The organism is Vibrio sp. Sgm 5, assembly GCF_026241575.1.
In the GTDB taxonomy this organism is placed as follows: domain Bacteria; phylum Pseudomonadota; class Gammaproteobacteria; order Enterobacterales; family Vibrionaceae; genus Vibrio; species Vibrio jasicida.
On the sequence record NZ_JAPHPY010000043.1, the window covers coordinates 34,473 to 50,686 of the forward strand.

The 16,214-nt window shown below is 45.1% G+C and carries 17 protein-coding genes; 9 read left to right on the forward strand and 8 right to left on the reverse strand.

All coding sequences use genetic code 11. From position 1 onward, the window contains the following. Positions 1-9 precede the first annotated feature (9 nt). On the reverse strand, positions 10-1,095 hold the full coding sequence (locus OQJ86_RS20155; RefSeq protein WP_265989698.1) for a DUF3541 domain-containing protein: 1,086 nt from the start codon (positions 1,093-1,095) through the stop codon (positions 10-12). 69 nt (positions 1,096-1,164) lie between these two features. Further along, positions 1,165-1,773, reverse strand: coding sequence for an alpha-ketoglutarate-dependent dioxygenase AlkB family protein (locus OQJ86_RS20160; protein WP_265989700.1), 609 nt, complete (start codon positions 1,771-1,773; stop codon positions 1,165-1,167). Positions 1,774-1,913: 140 nt separating this feature from the next. On the opposite strand from OQJ86_RS20160, the gene OQJ86_RS20165 reads away from it, so the two are divergent. Continuing rightward, positions 1,914-3,272, forward strand: coding sequence for a diguanylate cyclase (locus OQJ86_RS20165; protein WP_038868556.1), 1,359 nt, complete (start codon positions 1,914-1,916; stop codon positions 3,270-3,272). Between the two features lie 372 nt (positions 3,273-3,644). Here the strand turns inward: OQJ86_RS20165 and OQJ86_RS20170 are convergent, their stop codons facing one another. Next, positions 3,645-5,201: a DUF3612 domain-containing protein gene (locus OQJ86_RS20170; protein WP_080774276.1), complete on the reverse strand. Its 1,557-nt coding sequence runs from the start codon at positions 5,199-5,201 to the stop codon at positions 3,645-3,647. A 174-nt stretch (positions 5,202-5,375) separates the two neighbouring features. Here OQJ86_RS20170 and OQJ86_RS20175 point away from each other — a divergent pair, with 174 nt between their 5' ends. After that, positions 5,376-5,954 (forward strand): malate synthase, encoded by a 579-nt coding sequence (locus tag OQJ86_RS20175; RefSeq protein ID WP_038868558.1) that lies wholly within the window; start codon positions 5,376-5,378, stop codon positions 5,952-5,954. 102 nt (positions 5,955-6,056) lie between these two features. On the opposite strand, the gene OQJ86_RS20180 is transcribed toward OQJ86_RS20175, so the two are convergent. Beyond that, positions 6,057-7,070 (reverse strand): GGDEF domain-containing protein, encoded by a 1,014-nt coding sequence (locus OQJ86_RS20180; protein ID WP_038868575.1) that lies wholly within the window; start codon positions 7,068-7,070, stop codon positions 6,057-6,059. Positions 7,071-7,368: 298 nt separating this feature from the next. On the opposite strand from OQJ86_RS20180, the gene OQJ86_RS20185 reads away from it, so the two are divergent. Genes OQJ86_RS20185 through OQJ86_RS20195 form a run of 3 tightly spaced genes read left to right on the forward strand, consistent with a single transcriptional unit; the run spans position 7,369 to position 10,972 of the window. Further along, positions 7,369-8,721 (forward strand): DASH family cryptochrome, encoded by a 1,353-nt coding sequence (locus OQJ86_RS20185; RefSeq protein WP_265989705.1) that lies wholly within the window; start codon positions 7,369-7,371, stop codon positions 8,719-8,721. After that, positions 8,721-10,265: a cryptochrome/photolyase family protein gene (locus OQJ86_RS20190; RefSeq protein ID WP_265989731.1), complete on the forward strand. Its 1,545-nt coding sequence runs from the start codon at positions 8,721-8,723 to the stop codon at positions 10,263-10,265. The genes OQJ86_RS20185 and OQJ86_RS20190 overlap by 1 nt, the downstream gene beginning before the upstream one ends. Continuing rightward, a complete protein-coding gene (locus OQJ86_RS20195; RefSeq protein ID WP_265989733.1) occupies positions 10,265-10,972 on the forward strand; it encodes an SDR family oxidoreductase in 708 nt (235 codons plus the stop codon). Before OQJ86_RS20190 ends, OQJ86_RS20195 begins: the two co-directional genes overlap by 1 nt. A 61-nt stretch (positions 10,973-11,033) precedes the next feature. Here the strand turns inward: OQJ86_RS20195 and OQJ86_RS20200 are convergent, their stop codons facing one another. Together OQJ86_RS20200 and msrB are read right to left on the reverse strand one after the other, a co-directional pair. Beyond that, positions 11,034-11,180 carry a DUF2256 domain-containing protein gene (locus tag OQJ86_RS20200; RefSeq protein WP_005374142.1) on the reverse strand — a complete coding sequence of 49 codons (147 nt, stop codon included), beginning with the start codon at positions 11,178-11,180 and terminating at the stop codon, positions 11,034-11,036. A 37-nt stretch (positions 11,181-11,217) separates the two neighbouring features. Further along, entirely contained in the window at positions 11,218-12,360 is a 1,143-nt protein-coding gene (msrB, locus tag OQJ86_RS20205; protein WP_265989741.1) for a peptide-methionine (R)-S-oxide reductase MsrB, read from the reverse strand. A 185-nt stretch (positions 12,361-12,545) separates the two neighbouring features. Between msrB and OQJ86_RS20210 the strand changes: the two genes are divergently transcribed. The 3 genes from OQJ86_RS20210 (at position 12,546) to OQJ86_RS20220 (ending at position 13,992) form a co-directional block, all read left to right on the forward strand. Further along, positions 12,546-12,944, forward strand: a complete 399-nt coding sequence (locus OQJ86_RS20210; protein ID WP_038868562.1) for an OsmC family protein — start codon at positions 12,546-12,548, stop codon at positions 12,942-12,944. Between the two features lie 111 nt (positions 12,945-13,055). Then, complete coding sequence (locus OQJ86_RS20215; protein ID WP_265989744.1) at positions 13,056-13,607, forward strand: sugar O-acetyltransferase; 552 nt, start codon at positions 13,056-13,058, stop codon at positions 13,605-13,607. A gap of 151 nt (positions 13,608-13,758) precedes the next feature. Beyond that, entirely contained in the window at positions 13,759-13,992 is a 234-nt protein-coding gene (locus tag OQJ86_RS20220; RefSeq protein ID WP_038868564.1) for a hypothetical protein, read from the forward strand. Between the two features lie 67 nt (positions 13,993-14,059). On the opposite strand, the gene OQJ86_RS20225 is transcribed toward OQJ86_RS20220, so the two are convergent. Both OQJ86_RS20225 and OQJ86_RS20230 read right to left on the reverse strand, forming a co-directional pair. Beyond that, positions 14,060-14,242 (reverse strand): hypothetical protein, encoded by a 183-nt coding sequence (locus tag OQJ86_RS20225; protein ID WP_005445428.1) that lies wholly within the window; start codon positions 14,240-14,242, stop codon positions 14,060-14,062. Between the two features lie 131 nt (positions 14,243-14,373). Next, positions 14,374-15,282 (reverse strand): LysR family transcriptional regulator, encoded by a 909-nt coding sequence (locus OQJ86_RS20230; protein WP_265989753.1) that lies wholly within the window; start codon positions 15,280-15,282, stop codon positions 14,374-14,376. Positions 15,283-15,419: 137 nt separating this feature from the next. Here OQJ86_RS20230 and yjjG point away from each other — a divergent pair, with 137 nt between their 5' ends. Continuing rightward, on the forward strand, positions 15,420-16,094 hold the full coding sequence (yjjG, locus tag OQJ86_RS20235) for a pyrimidine 5'-nucleotidase (RefSeq protein ID WP_041054186.1): 675 nt from the start codon (positions 15,420-15,422) through the stop codon (positions 16,092-16,094). The last annotated feature ends 120 nt before the right edge of the window (positions 16,095-16,214 follow it).

The following is a 16,214-nucleotide window of genomic DNA, read 5'->3' on the forward strand; positions in this document are numbered from 1 at the left end:
AGCACCATATTACGATTTCGGAACCAGCCCGTAGGGTAACGATTGAAAAGCGAATGGCTGATTGGCAACCGTCGGAGCTTGGTGAACACCCTTCCAGTCCAATAACATGATAGCCAAGACATTTCTATGCTCTCCATATTTTAAGTCGAAGTCGCCATCGACCGATGAGATCATGCCTTGTTCGAGATTGATTGAGCCTTGAATCGCTTGACGTGTTTTCTCGACGACTGGGTCATTCTCTAGCCCCGCAAGAAGAAACGTAATACCCACTTCGGCAATCACATCTTCTTTAGAGCGTAAGATAATCGTATCGATATTGTCGCGGAAGTAATCGTATATCCATTGATGGTCAGATTCATTGACCTGTTTTTGATAGTACTGAGAATCACCAAAAATAATGTGTGTCATGCCGTAGATTTTGTTGCTGTATTGCTGCGGTGACAACTTCTTATCCTGTGAATCTGGATAGGTGCTTTTAAACGCTTTGGTGAAGTCATTGACGACATCTTGCTCACCCAGTTGGCGTAGCCAATAAACTTGATTGGCCAGTTGCGCTGCCCATGCCTCGATCATTTCAGGATCGGTCGCGTATTTGGTGAAATCATAACGTCGAATGACGCTTCTTAAGGTCTTATCGTGTTTGTGTTTAAGGCCGTATTCGTCAGCTCTTGCCATTGCACCCAGCAAATCGACCCCTAGATAAAAATACTCAGGTTGATGCTTGGTCACGGTATAGCGGCGCTGGCCTCGTTCGTCTTCTTGGTCATGGTAATTGGCAAGGCGTTCTTCTGAATACAATATGATTTGTTCTGGCGTATTCACATCACTGGCAAAGTGATTCAAACGGCTGGCGACTTGAGCCATGTCTGTCCACACCGCAGGAAGGTATTTATCATCTAGAGTTTGGCGGTACATGCGCAACCCAAAGTGGCCTTCTTTAAATGCTGGTAGGGAATAAAGCTGCGACTCAAACGTATCTTTTATTAACTGTGCAGATTGAGGGTAGCTCAACACGGGTGAGTCCTGGTCGGCTTGAACGTTAAAGACCAACGAACAAGAGAGCAAGATAGCTAAGTTGAGAGGTTTGATACGCATAATTACATTCCACAAAAAGCCCAGAATTCAAACCTAGCATCAATGCTTCTTTGCTATGTAATGCCTCAGTCAATAGTTGGTCACGATATGGCGGAAGGTCAGGTTGATACGTTCACCTTTCGGTTTTGCCGTTTTGGGCACCGCGTGTTTCCAATGATGCTGCAGTTCTCCTGCCATAATTAACAAGGCACCATGGCTAAGTTCATACTCTAGCTGAGTTTTACAATGTAAATTCCGCAGTAAAAAGCGTCGAGTTTCGCCAAGGTTTACAGAAGCGATAACCGGATTTCTACCAAGCTCTGGCTCATTATCTTGGTGCCATCCCATGGAGTCCTGTCCATGACGATATAGGTTTGCTAAGACCGAGTTGAATTGAACGCTGGCAATGGCTTCACAGCGCGCTTTTAGCTCATTGAGATCCGGTGTCCAAGGGTGTGGCGACATGGTTAACCCTGAATATGTATAGGCAACATCGCCATGCCAAGCTTGTAACCGAGGTTGCAGTACTGAGCGGCCGAACATGGTGATGCGCTCTTGTTGCCATGGGAGAGTAGAGCGAAGGTTAGAGAAATAACGATCAGCTTCTAAGTTACTGAGAAAGTTAGGGTCATAGTAAATTCTGCCCTGTGCTACTTCTTGCCAAAATGAGCTTTTAAATAAATCACCTTGTACTTGCATCTCACTTTACCTTTCTCATTTATAAAAATGGTCGATATTTATTACCTTTACGATAGCTATTGGTTATTCTTAAGGTAAATAAGCATTTTAACAATAATGAATAAGTCTCGTTGTAGTCAGGACGAGATAGTGAGGAACAAATGCGCTATTCACCCAGAAAGCAGGGCTATTTTGCATTGTTCTTTCTCACTTTTTTTGCCTTGTGTATTGGGGTGATTGAGCTGTTACATCGGAATCAGCAAAGCCTCTACCAAGAGCGAGTTCAAGTTGAGGCCAAAGAACAACTTTCTATTCTCCGTTCCAATTTGGAAGCGGAACTTATGGCTGATATCTATAAAGCCAGCACCCTTGCTACACTCATTACTTTGCTGCCTAAAGATGAGGAGCGCAAGCTTAATCTTGCAGCCAATCGAATCCTAAACAAAAGCAAGCACATCACAGTGATTGGCATGGCCGAAAACGACGTGGTCAGCCATATCTTTCCCTTAAAAGGGAATGAAGCCGTGGTTGGCTTGGATTATCGGACTGTGCCAGAACAATGGGTACAAGTTCAAAAAGCTAAGGAAATTGAAGAAATCTTTATCGCTGGCCCTATCGAGCTAGTGCAAGGTGGGAAAGGGTTGATTGTGCGTGTCCCTGTCTTTCGTGATCCACCGATAAACAATGATTATTGGGGCGTGATCAGTACCGTCATCGACTTTGACGGTTTGCTGAGAGATACGGGGGTTATCGAGTTTTCATATCGTTATTACATGACGATTCGTGGCTATGATAGTGGTGGCGAACTTGGCGATGTTTTCTTTGGTCAAACAAGCGAAAACGGCCAAGTGTATGCCAAAGAGCAAGTGCATTTCCCTTATGGCGGTTGGAGTATTACGGTCTATGCCAACGGAGAGTTGGAAAAACAAGTGTCTTGGCACCGACTTCATATTGCACGACTCGTCGGTTATCCCATTGTACTAGCGATGAGCATCGCATTGATGGTGATTTATCGTTTGTACATTGTGGCAGATAGCCGTGCGCTGCATGACGAGCTGACTCAGTTGCCAAATCGACGTTACTTTATGCAGTCGTACAAGCATCAGTTTGAAATCGCAAAGCGTTATAAAAAACGTTATCGCTTCGCTCTTGTGAACATCGATTTAGATCATTTCAAGCACATCAATGACACTCATGGACATGATGCTGGAGACAAAGTACTTGTTGCCTGTGCAGAGCGAATCAAAAGCAGCTTGCGTCGCTCTGATATTGTCGCACGTATGGGCGGGGACGAGTTTTTGGTAGTGGTCCATAACCCGAAAACAGAAGAAAATATCCAAACACTTTTGAAAAAGTTAAGAACGGCATTGTGCTCCACACCAGTTATCTATGACGGAGAACTGATTTATCTGCGCACTAGCATGGGTTACGCGATGTTTGATCCTGTCATGACATCGCCAGAACAAATGATGAAAATTGCAGATGAGCGGATGTATCAGCAAAAGCATTATGGCGGGTAATACTTAAACGTTGATAGTGCTTTAAACACAGTCAGTGTCTTCCCGCTTTTGACTGATTTTCATTTTAAAGGGGTGTACTCATCAACGAGGCTATTGCTGATAAAGGGATTAGTAGCAATGCGATCTGTAGCATATTTTGCAGTTCTTTGCATTTTGCAAATGCGATTTGCAAAATGTGTGCTCAATAAATCATCAATATGCATCAGGATCGAAGAAAAAATGGTGTTTTAAAAGTTGGCACGCATCGTGCTTTATACAGATTGACCCTTATTAAGCCGAGGGTCACCTAGCCAACTGACGTTGTTAGTGAATACACATTGTTCACAAGTATATACCGCCAATCACCTTTATTGTGATTGGCGTTTTTTCTTTCTATAGGTCAAGAACTTGCACCTCGTCTCCAGTATCTCCTGAATCACCACACTTGTTATAGCAACTCGGTTGTCTTGGACATACCGCGCCTCTTGAACAAATCAATCTTGCTTGAGTTTGAATTCCTCGTTCAATCCAATTGATATTGAGGATCTTAGCTATCGTCGTCAGATCCTTTTTGATGTGCTGTGGAATCACCGTGCTGCCCCCAGAAGAGACACACAGCGATTTTAGCTCTTCTGCAATTGCAATCGCATCCCCACCCTGTGCAGAAATAGCCGGGTTGAGGTCTATGCCAGCACAAAGCACGCGATTGTTTCCTGCTGGATCAAATACATTGACTGATTCACAACAGTAGATGCGTGGTTCATTACCAACATTGAGAATCGAGATCTGTGCTGAGCTGGTATCTAGCGGCTGTGACAGACGACGGAAGACTGCCCAGTGTTGACAAGGGTCATTCACTTTGCGCATGTTCCCCCAAGGGAGTGGAATACCATTACCACGATAAACCGCTTTGAGCTTACCTGGTCCATAAGCATCAAAGTAATGCCAATGTGGGTACGGCGATACCACCGTCATGCGGCGCATTGCGACAGAAGGGGAGACGCCCGCTTTTTTGTGAACATCGATTTCATAACCTGAGCGATCGAGTAATTGGCGAAATGGCACTTTTGGACAGAGTAATGCACCTGCAAAGAAACTCGACTCAAAATCGCGCCATGCCTGGAGGATATCTTGAGAGTTTAGCTCTGAGTTCGACACCGGGCTGTCTGTCTGTTCCCAATTGTTCTGGTGACCAATAGAGAGCACATTGCTCATACCATCACTGCTGTGTAGCACCCTGTGACCAATATACACAGCCAAGTCGTACTTTAAGCGAGTGGGGTAATCACGCATGCGTTTATTCAGGTAAATCGTGCCAGGGGCTTCCATAAAAGAAGTCACGAGTTGTTTGGCGCTGACCCCCAGTTCATCAACCACATCTTGAGGGGCGCGATCAATCCAACGAATGTCCAATCCCAAGCTTTTGGCAATGTCGATTAAGTCTTCAACCGATAGATTCAAACGTTTTAAGCCGACTTCTTCTGCCGCTCTTTCTAAGTCTGGAAAGTGGTTTTGATGATTTTCTTGGTGAGCACGAATCAAAAGATGAGCAAACTGACGCCCTGTGATCCCCGTTTGGGAGAGCATCTCTGGTATCGCGATTTGCAGGATATCGTTAGAGAACAAGAAGCTGGGTTCGAGCGCCATGCCATTAATGCCGCCACGGTTGCCTTTATTGGGCGTGATGGCTTCGAGCTCTGGCTCATCGTCCAAAAACCAAGCGGGTTCTTTTTGGAAAACTTCGGCGATCACTTCCAACATATCGATGCTCGGTACGCGTTTTCCACGTTCGATCATCGATAGGTAAGAAACGGAAGGCGCGTACTCTGGATTTATCCTTACACAACGCGCAGACAAATCCTCCATCGTTAAATGGTTGTTTTTCCTTAGGTTGCGAATTTTCGTACCCAAGAAATGAGATTGGCGGATAAGACTTTTTGACACAGACATTTTGTAAAATTCACATTGTAAAATTTTTGTTGTGAAATTGTAGTCAATATTTCGCTAGTCTACATACTGAGCAGGCAAGGAAATTAACCATCAACTTCACAAATTTGCCTGAAACTTAAACAGAGGTTTTAAGTTTTTACTCTAGGAAGAGTGTTTAAGTGAGAGGAAACGACGATGAATATGCTGAACTTCGATAAAAAAGACATCCAAGAACAACAACGCCCAATTATCGCTGAAGCCGTATTTGCCGTCGAGGCGGTAAGTGCTGAGCAGCAAAGCGAAAAGCAAATTAAGGCGAAGCAATTACTAGACCGAATGTTTCCACTAGAGAATGGGTCACACCAAGATGTATCCAGTTACGTTATCGACTACCGACATGTAATGGCTTACTTCAAAGACGGTACGCACAGTGGCCTTAAAAGTCCAAAGCACTTCGTAGCGTACACTGGTGAGAAAGAAGATCCGAAATCGATTCTGTTTAAAGACGAATCTGGAAGCCACGCTGAAGTGCTGTTTGGTTGTCACAAAGGCACAGGTTGTGTTGAGTTGATGGACATCGACGATATCCAACTCGAAACCCGTACCACGTTTAGCCCTGAGCTGACGGGTAACGCCCCAACAGCCATGCGTCATTGGATCAGCTTGATCAAAGGCGACAAAAAAGGCAAACCAATGGCGTGCAGTGAAGATAAAGAATTTACCGCGAAAAATGGTGAAGATTACTTCTTAAGTTACTGTTACAGCATTGACTGATGCTTTAAGAAGCGAAAAAATAACGATCCAGCCCAAGAAAGCAAAACCCCAAGCACGTGCTTGGGGTTTTGTTTGAGTGTTTTATTTACCGGGAAATCAGTCTTACAGCGGCATGACACGGTTGCGGCCGAGTTGCTTCGCTTCGTAAAGTTGTTTGTCGGCTTTGTTGACCAAGCTTTCTGGCGTATCGCCGATTTCAAATTCCGCAACTCCAAACGAGGCAGTAATACTGTGCACTTGGCTACCTGAGCGTTTGTCGCGGACACGCAGCTTCTCAATCATTCGTCTCAACGTATCCGCGTATTGACGAGAGATTCTCAATGATTTGTTTGGCACAATCACCGCAAACTCTTCTCCACCAAAACGGTAGGCACTGATGCCATCTCGACAGCTTTGTTGTAAGCGACGTGCAATCGCTTTGATCACCGTATCACCGAATAAGTGACCATAATTGTCGTTAAATGCTTTGAAATGGTCGATATCAAGCATAATCAGTGTCATTGCCTGTTTGCTGTCAATCAGCATACGTAGGTCGTTATCGAAGGCACGACGATTATACAGCTTGGAGAGGCCGTCAAATAAGGCGTCTTTCTGTACTTCAGCAAGCTGATTTTTGAGACGAGAAATTTCTTCGCTCGCATTGGTCAGTTGGCTGTTGAGAAACTTGGTTGAATGGCGAATTTCACGAGACTCAACAACAAGCTGTCGCACAACATTCATGACTTCTTCAATGCTGAGGCTGCTGTCTTCGACTTTCTCTAGCTTATTAAAGCTTTTGTCGACCATGTCAGAAAAGGAGGACGTATCAGTGATGGTGTCTGTCATAGAGCTGGAGACCTCACCCAACAGCACTTCTACGTTGGTTTTAAGATCTTCTATGCTGGTCTCTGCTTTGCTTGCTACATAGTTGTTGTAGAGCAGTTTGTGCATAGCAGGAGGGCATACGTCGTAATTTTCCAGAACCATATCCATTTCTTGGTTCAACTCTGGAATGGTCTTATCTACGTAGGTATACCAAAGCGCGTAGTTGGCTGGTGTTGCCGCTACGTGGTTTTTGATCATTAAGGGCACCGCTTTTTTTAAATTAGCGGTCGATTTTTTAAATTCGTCGGTCATTTCTGCGGTGTTACAAGCAAAATGCAATTGGGCTAAGGGTAACGGATATAAAACAATATCGCTTTAATTTTTGTCATTTTTGTACGGTTTTTTTAAAAAACTTGAGCGAACAATCAAACGGTTTCATGAATTCTTACTTAATCTTTCATAACTTATAAATTTATCTATAACATTTTGTTTACTAAAGAAGTTTGTTTGATGAAGATTTCAGCAATCTAAATGATGCGATGATCGTGACCAATGGTGATGCGTAAAACTTGGCATGCACATACCAGAATAGAGTAGTAAGGAGCGTCACTTGAACAAGACTATAGGATTGTATTGGTTTACCAACGATTTGAGATTGCATGACAATCCGCTCCTGCTCCGAGCCTCTGCTGAGGTCGAAGAGCTCATTTGTATATACTGCTATCCAAAAATGTCGCCCTACCTAAAGCAATACGCACAAACTCCGGAATTTGGGTCCGCCAAACAACAGTTTTTGGACGAGTCAGTGCATTGCCTTAGCTTGTCTTTGAATGCACTTAATCAACGTTTACAGGTCGTTGACTTACCTCCTTACCAAGCAATCAAATATGTTACTGACAAGCTTGATGTGACCCATCTCTTTGTAGATGCGGTCTCTGGATCAGATGAGCAAGATGTGGTCGATAAGATTCAAGCAGAAGCGCCGCATTTGGCTGTTGTCCAAAGTGAAGTTCGCAGCTTGTTCTGTGTCGAAGATTTACCGTTTGAGCTTGAAGCGCTTCCTGACACCTTCACCAAGTTCCGAAAAAAGGTTGAGAACCTTGCTCTAGCTGAACCTGTAGAAGCAGTAACAACGTTGCCTTCACTGCCAGACGAACTCGTACTGCCGACGTTGAGTTTGACCCGAGATGTCCAGCGAAGCCTGTTTAATGGTGGTGAGCGAGCAGGGCTTGAACATTGTCGTCAGTATTTTGCCTCAACATTAGCAAGTGAATACAAACAAACGCGCAACGGTTTAGATGGTATGGATTACTCCACCAAGTTCTCTCCTTGGTTAGCTCATGGGTGTCTTTCTCCGAAAACCATTTATGCCATGCTTAAACGTTATGAAGCCGCGAATGGTGCAAATGATTCAACCTATTGGATTTACTTCGAACTGCTTTGGCGTGAGTACTTTTATTGGTATGCCCGTCGATACAAGCGGCAGCTCTTCCGATTCGGTGGCATCCAAAATCAAGCACCACTCACCAGCTTTTACACGCACCGTTTCCAGCAATGGAAGAAAGGTGAAACGCCATTTCCTATCGTGAACGCGTGTATGCACCAGCTTAATGAAACCGGTTATATGTCGAATCGTGGTAGACAGTTAGTCGCCAGTTGTTTGGTGCATGAGCTTGGCCTTGATTGGCGTTATGGCGCGGCGTACTTTGAGTCACAACTGGTCGATTACGATGTGGCATCAAACTGGGGAAATTGGCAATACCTAGCGGGTGTCGGTGCGGATCCGCGTGGTTCACGACAATTCAACCTCGAAAAGCAAACCGAAATGTACGATCCGCACATGGAGTTCATCGATAGGTGGCAAGGTCGTTGCGCTGGCGCGCATTTGGATAGTGTAGACATGGTCGATTGGCCGATTATGATGGGCAGCAGTGACAAAGCTTCGTCATCGGAGAAACCGTAATGCAATTTGAAACCGTACGATTGATCTTGGGCGATCAACTCAACAGTGAGCACTCTTGGTTTCAGCAACCGGATGAGCAAGTGCTTTACCTGATTGCGGAGCTCAAGCAAGAGAATACTTACGTCACGCACCATATTCAGAAAGTTTGTGCGTTCTTTTCTGCAATGGAACAGTTTGCGAAAGAGCGTCAGAGCGAGGGGCATCAAGTTTTGCATCTCACGTTGGGTGACACACAATCCTTCGACGATCTTGAGCAAGTCTTGCAACACTACGTGAGCGAGGTTGGTGCAAGTAAGTTTGAATATCAACGCCCCGATGAATACCGTTTACTAGAGCAGTTAGCCAAACTAAAGCTTGATGGGGTTGTGACGCGTTGTGTCGATTCGGAACACTTTTTGTTGCCGTTTGAAGAAATAGAATCGCAGTTTCCTCAAGGCAAACACATTATGATGGAGCACTTCTACCGCCGGATGCGAAAGCGCTTCGACATCTTGATGCAAGACGGAAAGCCTGTAGGCGGAAAATGGAATTACGATGCCAACAACCGTAATAAGCTCAAAGCCAAAGACATTGAACAACTGCCACAACCTTTGATGTTCAGTACCGACGTCCGCGGCATTGTTGAGCGGTTGGCAGAACATGACATCAAAACCATCGGAAATCTTGAAGGGGACTTGTTGTGGCCGATTAATCGCGCGCAAAGCTTGTCTTTACTCGCGCATTTCTGCCAAGTCTGTCTACCGTTGTTCGGCCGTTTTCAAGACGCCATGACAGGTCAGCACGATGCTAAGTGGAGCTTGTATCACAGCCGAATTTCATTCTCGCTCAACAGCAAATTGCTGCACCCGAGAGAAGTCATTGATGCATCACTCAAGGCATTTCATTCCAACGCGGACATCGACATTTCTCAAGTCGAAGGGTTTATTCGCCAAATCTTAGGATGGCGAGAATACATCCGAGGCGTCTATTGGGCGAACATGCCTCATTACCCGAAAAAGAACGAGTTGGACGCAGAAATAAATTTGCCGGACTTCTTTTGGAATGGTGAAACCAAAATGGCCTGTATGCGCAATGCGATTGGTCAGTCCCTCGATTATGCCTACGCACACCACATCCAACGCTTGATGGTCACTGGCAATTTTTGTTTGCTAACCGAAATCGCCCCAGACCAAGTGGATGAGTGGTATCTCGGTATCTATGTCGATGCGATTGAATGGGTAGAGATGCCTAACACACGCGGCATGGCATTGTTTGCGGATGGCGGCATTGTTGGCACCAAACCTTACGCGGCGAGTGGTTCTTACATCAACAAAATGAGCGATTACTGTAAGGGATGCCATTACGACAATAAGGCGAGGAGCGGGGAAGGATCGTGCCCGTTTAACAGCTTGTATTGGCGCTTTATGAACAAACACGATAAACGTCTCGCAACCAATCCACGTATCGGAATGATTTTTCGTTCTTGGGACAATATGGAAGAAGAAAAGCGGAATGCGATATTACAAACCGCAGAGCATTATATGAAAAAATTGGAGAGCTTGTGATGGACATCCTGATTGTTGGTGGCAACGGTGGCATTGGTTTGGCGATGGTGCAAGAAGCCGCAGCTCGGTTCCCTCAAGCTCGCGTGCATGCCACTTATCGTAAGCAGCAACCAGATTGGCAACACCCAAATGTCGTTTGGCATCAAGTGGATGTATCGCAAGACGAGCAGGTAAAAGCGCTCAGTGAGCAGATTGAACACGTCGATTGGTTGGTCAACTGTGTTGGTATGTTGCACACCCAAGAGAAAGGCCCTGAGAAGAATCTTAATTCGCTCGACGCAGACTTTTTTCAGCAAACCATCACGGTTAATACTTTGCCAAGTTTACTGTTGGCGAAATACTTCACGCCCAAGCTAAAACGCAGTACTGCACCTAAATTTGCGACCATTTCGGCCAAAGTTGGCAGCATTAGCGATAACCAGCTCGGTGGTTGGTACAGCTATCGTGCATCGAAAGCCGCATTAAACATGTTCCTCAAAACCATGTCGATCGAATGGCAAAGAATGGTCAAACATGGCACGGTGCTGTCACTTCACCCAGGTACTACGGACACTGCTTTGTCGGCACCTTTTCAAACCAATGTGCCAGAGGGAAAGCTGTTTACACCGGAGCGAGTCGCAAAGGATTTATTAGGCTTGATAGAAAAAGCGACCCCGCAAGATAACGGGGCGTTTTGGGCTTATGATGGGACGTTATTGCCTTGGTAAAAGAACACGTACAAACGTTATTACAAAGGAAATAGCGTTTTCTATAGAGGGTTGGAGTGACCTACGTTTTCGTTGATTTATTTCTTCGGCAACGCTCAGAACAATAAACGATTTCCTCCCAATTTCGCGCCCACTTCTTTCTCCAAGAAAATGGGCGCTGACAGACCGGACAGACTTTCATGGGAAGGTTGGATTTAAAACCTTTCATTGCGCTGAATGTTCACTCCTAATTTGGTTACAACTAGCTACTTATCAAATAGGTACAGATAATCGCCGTAGCCTAAACTCGCCATCTTGTTCGCTGGTACAAACTCCATTGCGGCTGAGTTCATGCAGTAACGTAATCCTGTTGGCTTAGGACCATCTTTAAATACATGGCCAATATGCGAATCACCAAACTTACTGCGGATCTCTGTGCGTGGATAAACCAGTTTAAAGTCGGTTTTCTCTACGATGTAGCCTGGGTTAATTGGTCTCGTAAAGCTTGGCCAACCTGTACCCGATTTGTACTTATCCGTTGACGAGAACAAAGGCTCACCAGTGACGATATCAACGTAAATGCCTGCTTCTTTGTTGTCCCAATACTTGTTGTTGAAAGGGCGCTCTGTACCTTCTTCTTGTGTCACGTAGTATTGAAGCTCAGTCAATTTAGCTTTGATTTCTTTGTCTGAAGGTTTCTCGTATACCTTCACTTTCGTCACCAACTCTTTTTCGTTGATAAGTTCACGCAGTGTTTTTGGGTTGTCTTTACGATCTTCACCAAACACTTCGTCGAGGTACTTATCGCGACCTGATGCGTAGCGGTAGTATTTGTACTTCAGGCTACTCTTTTTGTAGTAATCCTGATGGTACGACTCCGCAGGGTAGAACTTTTCAAACTCGATCAGTTCTGTTTTCAACGGTTTTGGATAGATCATCGCCTTGTCGATTTCCATCATAAACTGCTCAGCTATCTGCTTTTGCTCCGCATTATGATAGAAGATCGCCGGGCGATATTGAGGACCACGGTCGACGAATGAGCCTTTGTCGTCAGTCGGGTCGATATGGCGGAAGAAGTAGTCCAGCACTTGTTCGTAGTTCACGACAGCAGGATCGTACTTCACCTCAATCACTTCAATATGGCCTGATTTACCAGAAGAGACTTGTCGATAAGTTGGGTTTTCTAAATCACCGCCTGAGTAACCAGAGACAACGTCTAACACGCCGGGCAATTGTTCTAAATCTGATTCCGTACACCAGAAGCAGCCACCTGCGAGTGTTGTGATGTCAGTTTTACCAGATGCGTTCATCTTATCCATGGTATCGGCCGTACCTGTTTTACTTAGCAAGATGAACAGTACAGGGAGTGTGAATGAGAATCCCACCAATAGCTTAGATACTTTCTTCATAACTTCCTCAAACGTCATTTTTCTCAATGAATGTTACGTAAGAAGACAGAAGTAAGAGCGAAAAAATTGCAGTGATTACGAAAAATTCTTTGCCCTTTCTCACAACAGGGCTACAGTAACGGCACGAAACAAGCGCTCATTGGTAGAAGGTTTCCGATGAGGCAAAAGCAATAATGAGGGAAACCATGCAAGCAGAAGTAAAATGGGTCGAAGACTTTAAATTCCTCGGTCAGTCTCAATCTGGTCACTCAGTCGTGATGGATGGCAATGGCGGTGCAACGGCACCAAGCCCAATGGAAATGGTATTGATGGCTGCTGGTGGTTGTAGCTCTGTGGACGTTGTTGATGGTCTAAAAACAGCAGGTCAGAAAGTGGCTTCTGTCAACGCGAAACTCACCACGGAACGTCGTGAAACGGCTCCACGTATCTTCACTCAGGTGAACATTCACTTTGAAGTCTCTGGTGAAACACTGGACCCAGAAATCGTAGCTAAAGTAGCGGCGGACTCATTAGAAAAATACTGCTCAGTATGTCTGATGTTGGGCGAAGGCGTTGAGATGACTCACAGCTGGGAAATCGTATAACCCCGACGTGATACAACGACAAAATAGGAAAGAGAAAAGCCCGTGCTTTTCTCTTTTTTTATTCCTCTTTTACGCTAATCTATCGTGGTCAAAAGTTGTAGGAATGATCCAGTGACCGAATTAGAAAAAATGATGTCTGGCCAAGTGTTTAACGGTACAGACGAAGAGATCGAAGCGATCCGTACTCACGCAACTCATGCGTTGAAGGCCTTCAATAACAATACCGATGAATCTCAACGTGATGCTTTGCAAAAGGATCTGTTTGGTAAAGTTGGGATGAGTATGATCCGAGCGCCATTCCATTGTGAGTTTGGTAAGACGATTGAAATCGGTGAAGAGACCTTCATCAATATGAATGTCGTCATGCTTGATGGGGCCAAAATCACCATTGGTAGCCACGTACTTATCGGTCCTAGTGTGCAACTTTACACGGCATCACATTCGTTGGATTACCGTAGCCGACTTAAGTGGGAAACGTTTTGTAAACCAATCACCATTGAAGATAGTGTTTGGATTGGTGGCAACTCGGTGATCAACCAAGGGGTAACCATTGGTGCTCGCTCAGTCATTGCCGCTAACTCAGTGGTAAACAGCGATGTTCCACCAGATTGTCTATATGGCGGTACGCCTGCCAAATTGATTCGTCGCTTAAACGAAAACTAGTAATCACACATACTCACGGCGCTTATTCTCATAATCAATAAGCGCTTGTTTACATATCGGTTTCATTAATTTATAAATTTCATGTGCTTATATCGAAAGCTATGATGTTTTTAACAAAAATGAATTCACCAGAGCGAGTTCAGGAGCTGATATGTCAAATAAGACGGAAGTTGTTATGTGTCCTTCGTGTGGTGTGGAAACGCATCATGTTGTGGTGTTGGTCAGAAAGAAAAGTGCTTTTGAGGGAGATAAGAATCGCAGTAAGAAGGAGTTCATTTCTGGCTTTCTAAAAAGCACAGTATTTGGTGCTTTCCTTGCTTCTATGGATGACTTCTCTCGTCATCTAATCTGCGAAAACTGCGGAAATAAAATCATTCAAGATTGAGCGTAGCAACTCTCCTACTAATCAAAAAAATGAGCTCGGGTGTAGAGCTCATTTTTATCGATGTTTTTTAAGAATGGAAGATCACTTGCTCGTCTTCTGTCATTACAAGCGTCGCTTTGTTTTGCTCGATAAGCTGAGCTGCGTAAGAGGGCGTTACGGCTTGAATCTCGCCTTTTGCTTTTAGCGTCAGCGATTCCCACGCTTGGTCACGATATTTACCCGCTTGGGTGTATTGAATCAGTACTTTCATAGCTTCACACTCCGGTGTGGTTGACGTGCTACTTAAGTTAGCGCTCCAATGCTGGTTGCGCACCTGTTAAAAATGAAACATTAGATTAACCAAATGTTATTGCATCAAATGTGATGGAGCATTAGAACCTATCAATAGCGATCCCAGTACGGTGTATCGGTGCCGAGCTTTTCGCTGATGAAGTCAATAAACACACGTACTTTCAATGGCATGTGTTTGCGTTCTGGAAACACTGCATAGATGGCATGCTCAGGAAGGGAGAACTCTTCCATTAGCGGTTTTAAGTTACCGGCTGCAAAGTCTTTCGCGGCGATAAAAGTCGGTAATTGTGCGATGCCAGACCCTCGTAATAGCAACTGGCGAATCGCTTCACTGTTGTTGACCACAAAGTTGCCCTTCGGCAGTACCTTGTATTCGTTGCCGCTGTTGATAAACATCCACTCGACGCCACCTCGGAAATACGAATAACGCAAACAGTTGTGCGTTACCAAATCGCTTGGTTTGGTCGGTACGCCAAACTCCTCTAAGTATTCTGGAGAGGCGCACAGTACGCTTTTACACGGAGCAAGGCGTTTGGCAACAAGGTTAGAAGTCGCAAGTTCGCCAATGCGAATCCCCAAATCAAAGCCTTGTTCGACCAAATCCACCATGGCGTCTTCTAGCTGTAAATCGACCTCAATTTTCGGGTAACGTGCGAGAAATTCGCTGATAAGTGGCGCAACGTGTAATATGCCGAAAGACATGGGAGCTGTGATTTTGAGCCGACCTTGCGGTGAGCCTTGCAGCTCAGAAACGGCATCGACGCCTTGTTGAGCAAGATTCACTGCTTGAGAAGCGTACTCGAAGTATCGACGTCCAGCTTCGGTTAGGCTGAGCTTTCTTGTGGTGCGGTTAAGCAAGCGAATGCCGAGGTCATCTTCGAGTTGGTTAATGCGTTTGCTTATCGCCGATTTGGTGAGGTTTAACTGCTTGGCGGCAAGGGAAAAGCTGCCGCATTCTACGACAGCGACAAATACTGGCAGTGACGCAATGGCATTCACGGCGTGCTCCTAGGTTATTGGGGTTATCTATTGTTGAGAAAAACGATACAATTATTTTCCAATTATAGAGATTATCTTCAAGAAGAAAACAATTAGACTATGCGGAAGAAAACGACCTGGATATTGGAAAGAAGAAAATGAAATACGATTGGATCTTGTTTGACGCTGACGAAACCTTGTTTCACTTTGATGCCTTCAAAGGTTTGCAGCTGATGTTTTCTCGCAAAGGCGTAGATTTCACCGAGCAAGATTTTGCGCACTACCAAACGGTCAACAAACCACTTTGGGTAGATTACCAAGATGGTAAAGTGACGGCAGATGAACTCAAGCACAAACGCTTTACTGAGTGGGCTGAAAAGCTCAATACCACAACGGCGGATCTTAACAGCGCATTCTTAGAAGCGATGGCTGACATCTGTACTTTGCTGCCGGGTGCGAAAGAGTTGATGGAAGCGCTGCAAGGTAAAGCGAAGATGGGCATCATTACTAATGGTTTTACTGAGCTGCAAGCGATTCGCCTAGAGCGCACTGGCATGAGTGATTACTTCGAGCACGTGGTGATTTCTGAACAAGTTGGTATTGCTAAGCCGGATCTGGGTATCTTTGAATACGCGATGACGCAAATGGGTAACCCATGTAAGACGCGCGTATTGATGGTGGGTGACAACCTGCATTCCGATATCTTGGGTGGCAACAACTTTGGCATTGAAACGTGTTGGTTGAACACCACAGGCGCAAGTGTGGATGAGCGTATTGCGCCAAGCTACACGGTGGAATCGTTGAACGAACTCAAGAACATCCTCGTCGCTTAAGCTTTAGTGAACAAACAAACGAAAAAAGCGCCGATTTATCAGCGCTAATTATATGGTCCGCCTCACTCTCAAGCCCTACGCTTAGAGTAGGCTCTCAGAACGAGGTGAACCATATGTCTA